The 14571-nt window shown below is 69.9% G+C and carries 13 protein-coding genes and 2 tRNA genes; 5 read left to right on the top strand and 10 right to left on the bottom strand.

Annotated elements, in window-relative coordinates; translation table 11 throughout:
• Window positions 1-855: 855 nt before the first annotated feature.
• The 6 genes from AW271_RS21200 to AW271_RS21175 form a co-directional block, all read right to left on the bottom strand.
• A tRNA-Met gene (locus AW271_RS21200) sits at window positions 856-932 on the bottom strand.
• An 84-nt stretch (window positions 933-1016) separates the two neighbouring features.
• Window positions 1017-1090, bottom strand: a tRNA-Met gene (locus AW271_RS21195).
• 56 nt (window positions 1091-1146) lie between these two features.
• Window positions 1147-4065, bottom strand: coding sequence for a UPF0182 family membrane protein (locus AW271_RS21190; protein WP_369408455.1), 2919 nt, complete (start codon window positions 4063-4065; stop codon window positions 1147-1149).
• Window positions 4066-4232: 167 nt separating this feature from the next.
• Complete coding sequence (locus tag AW271_RS21185; RefSeq protein WP_062339098.1) at window positions 4233-5276, bottom strand: YlbL family protein; 1044 nt, start codon at window positions 5274-5276, stop codon at window positions 4233-4235.
• A gap of 34 nt (window positions 5277-5310) precedes the next feature.
• Window positions 5311-5733: a molybdenum cofactor biosynthesis protein MoaE gene (locus tag AW271_RS21180; RefSeq protein ID WP_062339097.1), complete on the bottom strand. Its 423-nt coding sequence runs from the start codon at window positions 5731-5733 to the stop codon at window positions 5311-5313.
• 18 nt (window positions 5734-5751) lie between these two features.
• Window positions 5752-6822 (bottom strand): NAD-dependent epimerase/dehydratase family protein, encoded by a 1071-nt coding sequence (locus AW271_RS21175; protein WP_245653142.1) that lies wholly within the window; start codon window positions 6820-6822, stop codon window positions 5752-5754.
• Window positions 6823-6904: 82 nt separating this feature from the next.
• Here AW271_RS21175 and AW271_RS21170 point away from each other — a divergent pair, with 82 nt between their 5' ends.
• From AW271_RS21170 to AW271_RS21160, 3 genes are read left to right on the top strand one after another with little or no spacing between them, the layout of a single operon-like run.
• On the top strand, window positions 6905-8164 hold the full coding sequence (locus AW271_RS21170; protein WP_062339095.1) for a zinc-dependent metalloprotease: 1260 nt from the start codon (window positions 6905-6907) through the stop codon (window positions 8162-8164).
• Window positions 8161-8715 carry an NUDIX hydrolase gene (locus AW271_RS21165; RefSeq protein WP_062339094.1) on the top strand — a complete coding sequence of 185 codons (555 nt, stop codon included), beginning with the start codon at window positions 8161-8163 and terminating at the stop codon, window positions 8713-8715. Before AW271_RS21170 ends, AW271_RS21165 begins: the two co-directional genes overlap by 4 nt.
• A gap of 40 nt (window positions 8716-8755) precedes the next feature.
• Complete coding sequence (locus AW271_RS21160; protein ID WP_062339093.1) at window positions 8756-9766, top strand: endonuclease/exonuclease/phosphatase family protein; 1011 nt, start codon at window positions 8756-8758, stop codon at window positions 9764-9766.
• Here AW271_RS21160 and AW271_RS21155 read toward each other — a convergent pair.
• The 4 genes from AW271_RS21155 to AW271_RS21140 are packed head-to-tail and all read right to left on the bottom strand — an operon-like array spanning window position 9738 to window position 11681.
• The gene (locus tag AW271_RS21155) at window positions 9738-10160 is read right to left on the bottom strand and encodes a VOC family protein (RefSeq protein WP_062339092.1); all 423 of its coding nucleotides are present in this window, start codon (window positions 10158-10160) and stop codon (window positions 9738-9740) included. The genes AW271_RS21160 and AW271_RS21155 overlap by 29 nt on opposite strands.
• Window positions 10161-10165: 5 nt before the next feature.
• Complete coding sequence (locus tag AW271_RS21150) at window positions 10166-10546, bottom strand: helix-turn-helix transcriptional regulator (protein WP_062339152.1); 381 nt, start codon at window positions 10544-10546, stop codon at window positions 10166-10168.
• Window positions 10547-10587: 41 nt separating this feature from the next.
• Complete coding sequence (locus AW271_RS21145; protein ID WP_062339091.1) at window positions 10588-11172, bottom strand: hypothetical protein; 585 nt, start codon at window positions 11170-11172, stop codon at window positions 10588-10590.
• On the bottom strand, window positions 11166-11681 hold the full coding sequence (locus AW271_RS21140; RefSeq protein ID WP_062339090.1) for a M48 metallopeptidase family protein: 516 nt from the start codon (window positions 11679-11681) through the stop codon (window positions 11166-11168). Before AW271_RS21140 ends, AW271_RS21145 begins: the two co-directional genes overlap by 7 nt.
• A 465-nt stretch (window positions 11682-12146) precedes the next feature.
• Between AW271_RS21140 and AW271_RS21135 the strand changes: the two genes are divergently transcribed.
• Both AW271_RS21135 and AW271_RS21130 read left to right on the top strand, forming a co-directional pair.
• The gene (locus tag AW271_RS21135; protein WP_245653141.1) at window positions 12147-13241 is read left to right on the top strand and encodes a ThiF family adenylyltransferase; all 1095 of its coding nucleotides are present in this window, start codon (window positions 12147-12149) and stop codon (window positions 13239-13241) included.
• Window positions 13238-14569: an ABC1 kinase family protein gene (locus AW271_RS21130; RefSeq protein ID WP_062339088.1), complete on the top strand. Its 1332-nt coding sequence runs from the start codon at window positions 13238-13240 to the stop codon at window positions 14567-14569. The genes AW271_RS21135 and AW271_RS21130 overlap by 4 nt, the downstream gene beginning before the upstream one ends.
• Window positions 14570-14571: the final 2 nt, after the last annotated feature.

The following is a 14571-nucleotide window of genomic DNA, read 5'->3' as shown; positions in this document are numbered from 1 at the left end:
GCCCGCCCGCCACCCGGCGCCAACCGGCCGCTCCCGGAACCCACCGCAACGAACCATCTCTGGCGACCCGACTCCCCACCCGCCTCACCGGAACGATTCGGGCGACCTGACTCTGTACCAGGCGCACCGGAACCATCCACCTCGGGCAGCTCGACTCCTCACGAGCCATACCTGAACGAGCCCTCTTGGTCGGCTTGACTCTGCAAGCGACCCGAGTCCCCACGCACCGCACGAGACAGAGTCGGTCTGGGGCGATCCGACGCCACATGCCCCAGCGGAACGACTCCTCTCGAGCAGCTCGCTCGACTACGAGTCCCACCCGAACAAGCCGCCTCGGGCAGCGCGACTCTCCACGCCCCATCGGGACAAGTCGTCACAGGCGGTCCGACACTTCACGCTCCGCACTAGGACGGGTCAGCTCGACTCATGATGCTGACGACGTTTCGGCGAGGACGAGTACATCGCGCGGGGGCTGACGCGCCCTGCCCGCATGGCGGTCCGACCCTCCAGGTGCTTTGCCGAAACGAACCGCCCTCGATCAGCCGAGTCCGCGATCCGTCGTACCGGTAGGAGGGCCTCATGCAGCGCAGCTCGCCACGCATGCCCCCAAATGCACCACCGTCAGGCAATCGACGTGGTGAGCGTCACACCGCGAACCCGCGCCCAGTCGGCCGCTGACGCCGGCTCCTGTCGCGATCCTCGCCCACTGACTCAGGCCAGCCCCACGGAAATTTCGCAAATTCCCGATTCGACCAGCTCGAATTCCACTTCAGAGCATTTGCGCCGGGAAACGCATCCCGTACACGGGAGAAAACAAAGTGGCCCGGTTCCAGAACCGGAACCGGGCCACTTTCTTGGTAGCGGGGACAGGATTTGAACCTGCGACCTCTGGGTTATGAGCCCAGCGAGCTACCGAGCTGCTCCACCCCGCGTCGGTATGTAAGAACACTATCCATGAACGTCGGCTAACGCAAATCAAAAGGCCCGGAGAGTGATCTCCGGGCCTTTTGACAGAGTAGCGGGGACAGGATTTGAACCTGCGACCTCTGGGTTATGAGCCCAGCGAGCTACCGAGCTGCTCCACCCCGCGTCGGTGTGTCTTAAGACTATCCGGCGCGGGGTGATGCGGCAAACCGAATGCTGCGATCAGGGCGCTTGCGGTGGTGTCGAGGGTGTCGGCGTGGGTGTCGGCGTCGCCGATCCGGACGCCGCCGGGGTCGGTGACGGGCTCGCTGACGGGGCCGGGTTCGCCGCGCCCTGGGCGGCGGCCAGCTCGTCGAGGGCGGCCTTCAGCGCCGCCTGGGCAGTGCCGTAGGCCTGCCAATTGGGCGGGTTGGCCGACAGGGCCGCCTGGGCGTCCTCGTAGGCCTTCTGCGCCTTGCCGAGGGCCGTGGAGACCGACGCCTGCTGCGCGGGGGTCTCGGCTTGCTCGTTCTGCGTCGGCTGGGTCTGTTCCTCGTTCTGCTCGGCCGGTTGGGCCGTGCCCGCCTCGCCGAAGACCTGCTTCAGCGCGGTCTCCAGGTCGTCGCCGAAGCCGACGCGCTGGCCGTAGAGGACCAGCACCTTCTGCAGGGTTGGGAAGCGGCCGGCCGCCTCGTCCTTCGGCTGGATGTAGACCGGCTCCACGTAGAGCAGGCCGCCGCCGAACGGGAGAGTGAGCAGGTTGCCGAAGATGACGTCGGTCGCGCCGCCGCTGCCTCTCAGGATGTTGAGCTGCGCGGAGACGGTCGGGTCGGTCAGGAACGTGTTCTGCGCCTGGGGCGGACCCTGGATCGTCGTCGTGCTCGGCAGCTGGAGGATCTCCAGCTTGGCGTTCTTCGCGTCGGCCGTGGCGTCGACCGCCATGAACGCGGCCATGTTCTGCCGGTTGTTCGGGACGAACGTGGTCGTCAGGGAGAACTTCTCCTGGGTGACGCCCGGCATCTTCATGGTCACGTAGTAGGGCGGCTGCTTGCTCTTCTTGGTCGCCGGGTCCTCCGGGACCTTCCAGAAGTCCTGGCCGCCGAAGAACGAGTCGGGGTCGGTCACGTGGTACTGCGTGAGGATCTCGCGCTGGGCCTTGAACAGGTCGGCCGGGTAGCGCAGGTGCTCACGGAGCTCCGGCGAGATGTCGGAGGCGGGCTTGACGATGGTGCCGAAGGCCTTCTGCCAGGTCTTCAGCACGGGGTCGGTGTCGTCCCACGCGTAGAGGGTCACCGTGCCGTCGTAGGCGTCGACGGTGGCCTTCACCGAGTTGCGGATGTAGTTGATGTTGTCGCGCGGCACCTGCGGCACGCCGGGCTGGAGCGAGGAGGTCACGTCGGTCGTGAGGCTCTCCAGGCTGTGGGGCTCGGAGTAGGGGTAGGCGTCGGACGTGGTGTAGGCGTCCACGATCCACTTGATCCGGCCGTCGACGATGGCCGGGTAGGGGTCGCGGTCGAGCGTCAGGAACGGGGCGACCGCCTGGATGCGCTCGATCGGCTTACGGATGTACATGATCTTCGAGTCGGCGTTGATGCTGGAGTTCAGCAGCAGGTTCGTCTCGCCGTACTTCAGGGCGTAGAGGAACCGGGTGAAGATCCCGCCGACCGGGACGCCGCCGGTGCCGGCGTAGGTGTTGTTCTTCTGGCCGCTGGTGCTCTGCTCGGGGTAGTCGAGCTCGACCGGGTTGCTGCCCTGCGGGCCGCCGACGATCGAGTATTCGGGCGAGTTCTCGCCGAAGTAGATCCGGGGCTCGTACTTGCCGAGGGCCTGGGTGGGCGGGATGTCCTTCTCGTTGAAGCTGGGCACGCCGCTGCCGTCGACCGCGCTTCCCGGGGCGGCGACGAAGCCGAAGCCGTGGGTGTAGACGAGGTGGTCGTTGATCCAGTTGCTCTGCGCGCTGGGCGGGGCGCCCATCTCGCGGACCGCCACGACCGTGTCCTGGATCTTGCCGGTGGCCGGGTTCTTGTAGCGGTCGATGTCGAGCTGCTCGGGGAACTGGTAGTAGCCGCGGATCTGCTGCAGCTGCTGGTAGGTCGGGCTGAGCACGGTCGGGTCGAGCAGGCGCAGGCCCGGGATCGCCGACGACTCGGCCTGGAGCACCTCGGGCTTGGCCTCGGTCTCGGCGCCGTATTGGGTGACCGTCGCGTTGTCGACCCCGTAGGCGGCTCGCGTCGCCTTGATGTTGCGGTCGATGTAGTCGCGCTCCTTGGCCTGCTGGTTCGGCTTGACCTGGAACTGCTCGACGAGCGCCGGGTAGACGCCGCCGATCAGGACCGCCGACAGCACGAGCAGGCCGAGCGCGACGCCCGGCAGCATGCCGCCGGCCCGCACGACCCCCGCGAAGAACAACGCGGCGCAGATCAGCGCGATGAACGCGAGGATGGTCTTGGCCGGGAGCACCGCGTTGACGTCGGTGAACGAGGCGCCGTAGACCTTGCCCCGGTCGGAGAAGACCAGGCCGAACCGGTCGAGCCAGTAGGCCACGGCCTTCAGCAGCACGAACACGCCCAGCAGCACCGACAGGTGGGCCCGCGCGCCGCGGGAGGCGTGCACGCCTCCCGGGGTCTGGACGCGGAAGCCGCCGTAGAGGTAGTGGACCAGCGCCGCCGCGATGGCCGACAGGACGACCGCGATGAACAGGAAGTTCAGCACCATCCGCAGGAACGGATAGGTGAACGTGAAGAACGACAGGTCCATGCCGAACTCGGCGTCGACCTTGCCGAACGGCGTGGCGTTCTGGAACAGCAGCCAGGTCTTCCACTGGCCCGAGGTCGACGACCCGGCGAACAGGGCGAGGATCGCCATGCCGATCAGGAAGATGATCTTCCGGTGCGGGTCGATGGCCAGGCGGTAGCGGTCGGCGCCCTGGGCGTTGCCGAACATGCCGGGGCCGAACATGGGACGAACCCGGAACGCCAGCGCCATGTTGCCGCCGACGATGCCGACCATCAGGGCGGCGCCGACGATGAACAACAGGATCTGGGTGATCAGCATGGTCGAGAAGACCGAGCTGAATTTCACCGAGTCGTACCAGAGATAGTCGGTGTAGAAACCGGCGAAGATGTAGAGGACGATCACGACCGCGACGATCGCGATTCCCACGGGAATGAGCAGGCGGGGCCGGCGGGGCACGCGCATCGCCCGACCGGCTCCGGGGCTCCGGAAGCTCAACGCCAAACCCCTTTGGTCAAAAGCACAAACGGTCTGTGCCTGGCAACCTACACCGCGTTCGGCAGTGCTGCGCTTCCAGAATCCCCTCAGGAAAGTGTTCAGGAAGTGCAGGCGGGGACGGATCCCGATCCGGTGCGAATCGCGTCGATCGCCTTGATGGCGCCGTTCAGAGTGTCGACCTTGACCAGGCGCAATCCGGCCGGCACGGCCGCGGCGGCGGCCGGGCAGTTCGCCGAGGGCGTCAGGAACACCGTCGCGCCGGCCTTCTTCGCGCCGACCATCTTCTGCTCGATGCCGCCGATGGCCCCGACGTTGCCCTCGCCGTCCATCGTGCCGGTGCCGGCGATGGCCTTGCCGCCGGTCAGCGGGCCGGGGGTGAGCTTGTCGTAGATGCCCAGGGAGAACATCAGGCCCGCGCTCGGGCCGCCGACGTCGCCGACGCTGATGTTGACGGTGAAGGGGAACTTGTACGACATCCCCATGCGCACGCCGACGATCGCCTGGCCGTTGGGGCCCTTCACGGTCTTGACCGTGACGTCCTGCTTGGCGTTCTTGCGGTCGACGCCGAAGGTGACGTCCTGGCCGGGGGTGTGCTTGCGGACCAGGGAGGCCACGGTCTCCATGTCGGTGGCCGGAGCGCCGTCGACGGTGGTGATCACGTCGCCGGGCAGCAGTTTGCCCTCGGCCGGCGAGCCCTTGTCGGTGGTGGCGACCTCGACCACGTTCTGGTAGGCGATCTTGAGCTCGCGCAGGGCGGCGGCGGTGGAGGTCTCCTGGGAGGTGGCCATCTCGGCGCTGTTCTCCTCTTCGACCTCCTCGACGGTCTGCTCCCTGGGGAAGATCGTCTCTTCCGGCACGACCGCGATGGTGTCGTCGAGCCAGCCGCGCAGCGCGGTCAGCAGGCCGATGCGGTTGCCGGGGCCGCCCTGGTAGGCGACGGTGACCATGCTGAGCATGCCGCTCGTGGGATAGACCTGGTGGCCGGTGACGGTGATCACCGGCTTGCCCTTCACGTCGCCGATCGTGTTCTCGGTCGGGCCGGGTGACAGCACGACGTAGGGGACGGGGAGCATCGCGCCGCCCACAGCCAGCGCGAGTGTGAGGAAACCCGCCACGAGCAGGGTGAGGGCACGTCGGGACATGCCTGAACTCTAAGGGCTCGCCGATAAGGAGCGGCTAACAGGCGCCGACCCACTCGGCCGATCCGTCGGCGAAGCGCTGGTTCTTCCAGATCGGCACCTCGTGCTTGAGGTCGTCGATCAGCCGCCGGGACGCGGCGAACGCCTCGCCCCGGTGGGGGCAGGCCACCGCGACGATCACCGCGATGTCGCCGAGCTCCAGGTCGCCGACCCGGTGGACGGCCGCCAGCGCGGTCACCGGGAAGTCGGCGGCCACCTTCTCGGCCACCCGCCGGAGCTCCGCCTCGGCGCTCGGGTGGGCCGAGTAGGACAGCAGCTCGACGTCGCGGCCCTCGTCGAGGTCGCGGACGGTGCCGATGAAGAGCGTGGTGCCCCCGGCCGCGTGGTCGCCGACGGCGGCGACCACCTCGTCGACGGAGAGCGGGGTCTCGCGGATGGCCAGGAGGCGGATGACGTCCACCCGACGAGTCTAAATCTTTTAAATCTTCTTCTTCCGCCGGGCCGCGCGGACGATCGCGGCCGTGCCGATCACCGCGACGGTGGCGCCGGCGGCGGTCAGGGTGGCGTCCTTGCCGGACAGGCGGCGGCCGACGACGGCGTGCTTGCCCTCGCGGTAGGTCATCAGCTCGCGCAGGGCGGCCTCGTTCGTCCAGGCCGGCTTCCAGCCCGCGTTCCGCAGGGTCGCGCAGTCGACCACCCAGGGGTAGACGACGTAGTGGAGGTCGGTGGCCGGGGCCGGGGTGATGCCCAGGCGGTGGAGGCGCTGGGCGGTGGAGAAGGTCAGGCCCGCCGGGAGCTCGAAGCGACGCACGCCGGAGACCTCCTCGGCCTGCTCCATCTCCAGCCAGCCCTCGGAGCCCACCGCGACCACGCCGTTGACGTGGCCGAGGGCGGCCAGTTCGAGGGCCGAGACCAGGTCGTCGACGTGGCAGAACTGCCAGCGGGGCAGGCAGCCCTTGACCACGAGCAGCCGCGGGGCCTCGAAGTGGCGGGTGACCACGGTGTCGACCTCGGGCCCGACCAGGGCTGCCGGGCGCAGCACCACGACCTCCAGGCCGGGGTGGGCCCGCAGCGAGCGGCGGACCAGCGACTCGATCTCGAGGTGGTCGCCCACGACCCCGGTGTCGGGTTCGGCCGCCACGGGGGCGTCTTCGGGCAGCGGGACGGGGTTGTCGGCGTCGGCGCCGTACACCATGGCGCTGGTGACCAGCACGACCCGGCGCACCCGGGCGGCGGCCGAGGCGGTCAGGACGGTCTGGGCGGCCCGCAGGTTGTAGGCCCGGCGTTCGGCGGGGTCGCCGTCGAGCGAGAAGTCGCCCGCCAGATGGACCAGCACGTCGACGTCGGAGATCCGGTTCGCCAAGAGCGGATCGCGGATGTCGAGCACCCGCCAGGTCACGTCGGTGACGTCGCCGCGTTGCGCGTCGATCGCCACCACACGGCGGAAATCCGCAGACGAGGCGACTTTCGACAGGAACGCCCTGCCTACTCCCGAGGCCGCGCCGGTGACGGCGACGACGGGCGGACGATGGCGTTTCGAGACTGGCACGCGGTCCTCACTTTGCGCTGACACGCCCCACGACGGATAACGTGGCGGATGTGGACTCCTCCATCCTGCACGAGGTGGCGCGGTGACTGACCTGCCAGGTCGCGAAAACGATCCTAACGAGAACCCGTTCGCCATGTTCGGCAACCCCGAGCAGATGGCCCAGGCGATGCGCCAGTTCGCCGACATGCTCTCGGCCCCACCCGGCTCCGGCCCGGTGAACTGGGAGATGGCGAAGAACATCGCCCGCCACGCCGTGGTCGCCGACGGCGGTGATCCCAGCGTGATGGAAGGGGAGCGACGTCAGGTCGTCGACGCGCTGAACCTGGCCGACCTGTGGCTCAACGAGGCCACGTCGTTGCCGAGCGGCGTGTCGAACCCGCAGGCGTGGAGCCGGTCCGAATGGATCGAGAAGACCGCGCCGATCTGGGGCCAGCTGTGCGACCCGGTGGCCGCCAAGATGGTCGAGACCATGGGCGGCAGCCTCGGCGCCGCCGGGCTCCCGGCCGAGGCGCAGGCCATGGCGGGGCCGCTGATGGGCATGCTGAAGCAGATGGGCGGCATGATGGTCGGTCAGCAGATCGGCCAGGCCCTCGGCACCCTCGCCCGCGAGGTCATCGGCACCAGCGACATCGGCCTGCCGCTGTCCGACACCGCCGCGCTGCTGCCCGGCGGGATCGCGGCGTTCAGCCAGGGGCTCGAACTGCCCGCCGAGGAGATCCGCCTCTACCTGGCGCTGCGTGAGGCGGCCCACCACCGGCTGTTCCAGCACGTGCCGTGGCTGAAGTCACACCTGCTCGGGGCGATCGAGGAATACGCCCGCGGCATCACCGTCGACGTCTCGGCCCTGCAGGACAAACTCCAGGGGCTCGACATCAACGACCCGTCGCGGCTCCAGGAGATCCTTTCTGGCGGCGACCTGCTCAAGCCCGCCGAGACCGAGCGGCAGAAGGCCGCCCTGGCCCGCCTGGAGACCACGCTCGCGCTGGTCGAGGGCTGGGTCGCCACGGTCGTCGACGCCGCGGCGGCGGGCAAGCTGCCGTCGGCGGGCGCGCTGGGCGAGACGGTCCGGCGCCGCCGGGCCTCGGGCGGACCGGCCGAGCTCACCTTCTCGACGCTGGTCGGCCTGGAGTTGCGGCCCCGGCGGCTGCGCGAGGCGGCGGCGTTGTGGAAGGCGCTGGGCGACGCGCGCGGCGTCGACGAGCGCGACGCGGTGTGGGGCCACCCCGACCTCATGCCGACCTCCGACGACCTCGACAACCCCGAGGCGTTCGTGGCCGGCAAGGAGGACTTCGACCTCGGCCTGCTCAAGTTCCTCGAAGAAAACGACGACGAAGACAAGTGACCCTGCGCGACGAAGCCGCGGCGCTGCTCGCGGCCTGGACCGGCCCGACCCCCGACGAAGAGGCGCTGCGTCTCGACTTCCTGCGCCATCTGGCCGAACACAACGACGGCATGTGGCGTTCGTGCGTACCTGGGCATCTGACCGCCACGACGGCGGTGTTGTCCCACGACGGCGCGAAGGTGCTGCTCACCCACCACCCGAAGGCGAAACTGTGGTTGCCGATGGGCGGCCACTGCGAGCCCGGCGACCTGACGCTGCCCGATGTGGCGCTGCGGGAGGCGGTCGAGGAGTCGGGCATCCCCGGCCTGACCCTGCTGCCCGGCCCGCTGGCGCTCGACCGGCACGAGGTGTGGTGTCACCCGCCGCAGTGCTGGCATCTCGACGTGGAGTTCGGCGCGGTGGCGCCGCCCGGGGCCGAGAAGGTGATCAGCGAGGAGTCGCTGGCGCTCGAGTGGTTCCCGGTCGACGACATCCCCGAGCCGAGCGACCTGGCCACCCGCCGGCTCGCGCGCAGGGCCCGCGCGATGCTCGCACACGATCTTCACAACTGACTTACCCCTGCCCTGCGCACCGCTGATTAGGGTGGCCCGGGTGGACACTCAGGTAGGCGTCGAGGTCGGCGGGGAGATCCGCCCGCCCGCCCCTTCCCCGGGGCGCAAGCGGCGGGCGTTCGCCTGGCTGCTGGCCGGGATCAGCGTGGTCTGGACGGTCTTCCGGCTGACCGGGACGGAGCTCACCGGCTTCGGGACCCTCCTGTCCACGGGCACGCCCTATGCGGTTCTCGGGGCGGTCGTGGCGGTCCTGGTCGCCGTGCTGGCGCGGGCCCCGCGGGCCGCCGCGCTCTCGCTGGCGTCGGTCGTCGCCTTGTCGTTCGTGGTGCTGCCGCGGGCGCTGCCCTCGGCGCAGCCCCCGGCCGACGGGCCGTCGCTCCGGGTACTGTCGGTCAACATGCGCTTCGGGCGCGCCGACGTCTCTTCTCTCATGGCTCTGGTACGTTCCGCGCGCCCCGATGTCATCTCGGTGCAGGAACTGAGTCCCCGGGCGGTCGACGGGCTGGCCGCGGCGGGGCTGGGGTCCCTGATGCCGTACACCCATCTGGAGCCGCACTGGAGCGCGGCGGGCTCGGGGATCTACTCGCGCCTCCCGGTGACCCCGCTGGCGCCCTTCGCGCCGGGCGACGGGCACCGGATGCCGTACGTGCGGATCGAGGTTCCCGGCGGTCCGCCGGTCGAGCTGGCCGACGTGCACACGGTGGCCCCGCTGGGGCGTGACCTGGGGTTGTGGCGCGACGGGTTGCGGTCACTGCCCCGGCCCGAGGCCGGCACGATCCGCGTCCTGGCGGGCGACTACAACGCCACGTTCGACCACGCGGAGTTCCGCGCGGTGCTGGGTCACGGGTGGGTCGACGCCGCCGACGCCACGGGCAAGGGCCTGATCACGACCTGGGCGGCCGGACGGCGGCTGCCGCCCCTCATCACCATCGACCACGTGCTGGTCGACCCCCGGGTGGCGGTCGCGCACGCGCGCGTCCACGACGTCGCCGGCACCGACCACCGGGCGCTCTTCACCGTGCTCAGGCTTCCTTCTTCAGCGGCTGGTTGAACCGCAGCATGTTGCCCGACGGGTCGCGGAAGGCGCAGTCGCGGACGCCGTAGAACTGGTCGATCGGCTCCTGGAGGACTTCGGCGCCCGCTTCGGCGATCTTCTCGAAGGTGGCGTCGCAGTCGTCCGTGCTGAAGATCAGGCCGCGCAGCAGGCCCTTGGCCAGCAGCTCGGACATGGTCTCCTTGTCCTCCGCCGAGGCGTTGGGGTCGGCCAGCGGCGGTTCGAGCACGATCTCGACCTCGGGCTGCGAGGGGGAGCCGACGGTCACCCAGCGCATGCCCTCGTAGGAGACGTCGTTGCGGACCTCCATGCCGAGCACGTCGCGGTAGAAGGCGAGCGCGGTGTCGTGGTCGTCGACCGCGAGGAAGCAGGTGTGCAGTTTGATGTCCATGCTTCTCACGCTAGAGGGCGACCGGCGGCGTTGGCTTCTCCGTTCCTGACCGGTCTGGTGTGGATCTTCGCGATGCAGGCGGGGATGGCGGCGGCCTCGTCGTGGGAGCGGGCGCGGTAGGCGCTGGGGCTCTCGCCGACCAGCTCGGTGAAGCGGGTGCTGAAGGAGCCGAGCGACGTACAGCCGACCGCGAAGCAGACGTCGGTGACCGACAGGTCGCCGTTGCGGAGCAGCGCCTTGGCGCGCTCGATGCGGCGGGTCATCAGGTAGCTGTACGGCGTCTCGCCGTAGGCCGCCCGGAAGCTGCGGGAGAAGTGGCCGGGTGACATGAGGGCGGCCTGGGCCAGGGCGGGCACGTCGAGGGGGCTGGCGTAGTCGCGGTCCATCAGGTCGCGGACCTTGCGCAGCCGGACGAGGTCGTCGCGGTTCACGCCATCACCAACGCCCGGGTGGAGTCCCACCCTTCCAGGCCCGGGTCGAGGCGGGCGAGGTCGCCGGGTGTGCGCAGGCGGTGCCAGCCCGGCCCGGTGGCGACCTTGCGGGGCCCGGGGGCCTGCGCGCGCAGCGCCTTGACGACCTCGGGGTGGTCGACGTCGAGGGTCGCCCACTCGGGGAACGGCAGATGGGCGGCGACCGCGACCGCTCCCCCGTTGTCGGCCGGGCAGACGGCGATCTCGGCGCGGCCGAGCTCGCGGAACAACTTCCCGATCAGCAGCGGCGGCAGATCGGGCGCGTCACCGCAGACCACCACGGCCTGGTCGGCCGGCGGCAGCGCGGCGAAGGCCCGGCTCACGGAGTCGACGGAGATCACCGGCGTGCCCGGCCAGGCGATCTCCTCCAAATCTGGGACTCCAACCGATAGGATCACCGGGGTCACCAGGTCGAGGCCCGCGACCATCTCGTACGTGTCCTCGGCCACGGCACGGAGGAACTCCTCGCGGCCGACCCCCGGTGGCGCGGCGTCACCGCACGACGGGGTCACCAGGACGGCCACCAGCCGTTCGGTCAACATTCCTCCGGGGTGCCGCTCGCGGCCATGGAGAATCCCTCGAGGAATCCGCGCGCGCGTTCGGCCTTGGGGTAACGTTCGACCAGCGCCCAGAACCGGGGGCCGTGGCTCGGCACCAGCAGGTGCACCAGCTCATGCATGATCACGTAGTCTACGACCCACGCGGGCATCCCCCGGAGTCTGGCCGACAATCGGATCGTGCCATGATCTGGAGTGCACGACCCCCATCGGTGGAGCTGGTTCTCGACCCAGCGCACACTCGATGGCGCGGCCCGTCCGTCGAGGTAGCGGGCCGACAGTTCCCGGGCGCGATCGAGCAGGTCGTCGTCACTGGGTCTTTTACGCTGCTCCTTCGCCGCCAGGCGTTCGAGCATGCGGCGTACCCACTGCTCCTCGTCGGTCGTGCTCAGACCGGCAGGCAGCAGCACGATGGTCTTGTCTCCATCGCGGTACGCGGAAACGGTTCGCCGCCGTCGTGCGCTCCGACGAACCTCGACTGTCTCGGGGGGCACATATGCACGGTACTCGACACGCGCGGAATTCCACAGGGGGTCACCGACGTTCCCGCTGGTCAATCAACGTTTCCCGCACGTTAAACCGGCACACCGGCCCCAGTGGCATCCCGAAGGAGACCAGGTGAGAGCGCCCGGGAAGGCCGATGTGCGGCAGGTTTCCTGATTGCGGGACAACGAATGGATATGGGCGGCGGCGCAAAAGTAAAACCTGCGACGGCGGACCAGGGTGGCCCTGACCTGTGCGGACGCACCCCCAGGGGCGGCGCACACCGGGCGACGACGGCGAAATGATCAATATCTCCTCGACGTCGTTATTGATCATTGAATCCTGAGTCGGCGAAATTCGAGGCCGAGCCGTCGGCGGGTTATCCACAGGCGGCGGGAAAGCGGCTCGGGCGGCTCGCGGCGTGTGACAGTTTCCGGGCCATGACACAACCCTTGGGTATGGCCAGCCGGCCGCGGGTGAAACCCGCCGTCGGAGTGGCGACGCGCGACGAGGAGACGCTGCAGTTCGGGCTGCACCCCGCGCGGGCCGTGCTGCTGACCGGCCTCGACGAACGGGGGCGGCGCTTCGTGGCGAGCCTCGACGGAACCAGGACGCTGGCGCAGGCCATCGCCGACTCCCGCGCCGACGAGACGGTCGCCACACGCATCGTCGAACTCCTCGCCGGGCGGGGGCTGCTCGACGACGTCTCGGGGCCGGCCCCGCTCACCACCCTCAGCCGCGAGGAACGCGACCGGCTCAGGCCCGACCTGGAGGCGCTGTCGCTCCCGCCCACGGTCTACGAACTGCCCGAGACGGCCTCCGGGCAGAAGTCCTCTCCTCCGGCCCTGGACGGCGGCCTGACGGCCTTTGAAGGCAGAAGAAGGTCTTATGTCCGGATTTACGGCGCCGGGCGCATAGGGGCGCGTGTGGCCGTGCTGCTCGCGGCCGCCGGGGTCGGGCGGATCTGCGTGCTCGATCCCGAGTGCGCGCGAGCCGAAGACGTGGTGCCGGGCGGGCTCGGCTGGGCGCACGTGGGCAAACCCCGCGAGGAGGGCGCGGTGGCGGTGGCCGCCTCGGTCGCGCCGAGCGTCACGGCCTGGGCGGGCCGCGCCGCCGCCGGGCTCATGGACGGCGCGGCCGGGCCCGACCTGGTCGTGCTGGCTCCCACCGGCGCGCCCGATCCGCTGCTGGCCCACGATCTCACCACGCTGGGCATCCCCCATCTGCTCGCGACGTGCGCCGAGGGGTGCGGGACCGTCGGGCCGCTGGTCGTGCCGGGGCAGTCGCCGTGCCTGGCGTGCATCGAGCTGACCCGGCGCGACCGCGATCCGGGCTGGCCGACGGTCCGGGCCGCCATCAGGGGGCAGTCGGGATGCGACACCATCACCTCGGGCCTGGTCGCGGGTCAGGCCGCCGGGCAGGCGCTCGCCTTCCTCGACAGACGTGCGGTCGACGCCGTCGGAACGGCCGAAATCCTGCCCGATTTACAGTGGCGGCGCCGGGTGTGGCCGCGTCATCCCCGATGCCGTTGTAGTCGAAACGACCAGGCTGGGCTAACAATGGTCGCGTGAGTGACCTTCCGCGCAACGCCGTGACGCGCTCGGCGAAACTGGCGGCCCTGCCCCTGGGGTTCGCCGGGCGCACCGCTCTCGGCCTGGGGAAACGGATCGGCGGAAAGTCCGCGGAAATCGTCGCCCAGGAGATCCAGGAGCGTACCGCGGCGCAGATTTTCAAGATCCTCGGTGAGCTCAAGGGCGGGGCGATGAAGCTCGGGCAGGCGTTGTCGATCTTCGAGGCGGCGCTGCCGACCGAGATCGCCGGCCCCTACCGGGCCACCCTGACCAGACTTCAGGACGCCGCGCCCCCGCTGCCCGCCGCGACGGTGCACCGGGTGCTCGGCGAGGAACTGGGCGACGACTGGCGGGAGAACTTCCTGTCCTTCGACGACCGGCCGGCCGCCGCCGCCTCGATCGGGCAGGTCCACCGGGCGGTCTGGCACGACGGCCGCGAGGTCGCCGTGAAGATCCAGTATCCGGGCGCGGGCAAGGCGCTGATCTCCGACTTCAACCAGCTCGCCCGGCTGGGCAAGCTGTTCGGGGCGCTGCTGCCGGGCCTCGACGTCAAGGCCGTGCTGGCCGAGCTGAAAGACCGGGTGGTCGAGGAGCTCGACTACTTCCTGGAGGCCGAGGCGCAACACGCGTTCGCGGTCGCCTTCAAGGACGACCCCGACTTCCGCGTCCCCGACGTGATCGCCGCCAACGAGCACGTCCTGGTGACCGAGTGGATCGACGGCATTCCCCTGTCGAAGGTGATCACCGACGGCGACCAGGAGCAGCGCGACCGCGCCGGTCTGCTGCTGACCCGGTTCCTGTTCAGCTCCCCCGCCCGCGTGGGCATGCTGCACGCCGACCCGCACCCCGGCAACTTCCGCATGTTGCCCGACGGCCGTCTGGGCGTGCTCGACTTCGGCGCGGTCAACCGGCTGCCCGAGGGCTACCCTCCGGTGTTCGGCCGCCTGGTGCGCCTGTTCAACCAGGGCGACATGTCCACGGTCGTCGACGGCCTGCGGGCCGAGGGCTTCATCCGCCCCCACATCGAGATCGACGTCGAGGCGTTGCGGGCGTTCCTGGCCCCCTACGTGGAACCGACCCAGGTCGAGGAGTTCAGCTTCAGCCGGGAGTGGCTCCAGGCCCAGGCGGCCAGCGCGACCGACCTCCGCCCGACGAACGTGGTCCGCCACCTCAACCTGCCGGCGACCTACGTGCTGATCCACCGGGTCCACGCGGCGGGCGTGGGCGTCCTGTGCCAGCTGGGCACGACGGCCCGCTTCCGCGACGAGGTCCTGACCTGGGTCCCCGGCTTCGCCGACGACAACGAACAACCGGCCACCGCCTCCTGATC

The organism is Herbidospora sakaeratensis (assembly GCF_001570525.1).
GTDB lineage: Bacteria > Actinomycetota > Actinomycetes > Streptosporangiales > Streptosporangiaceae > Herbidospora > Herbidospora sakaeratensis.
This window is presented reverse-complemented; position numbering and strand designations above follow the sequence as displayed.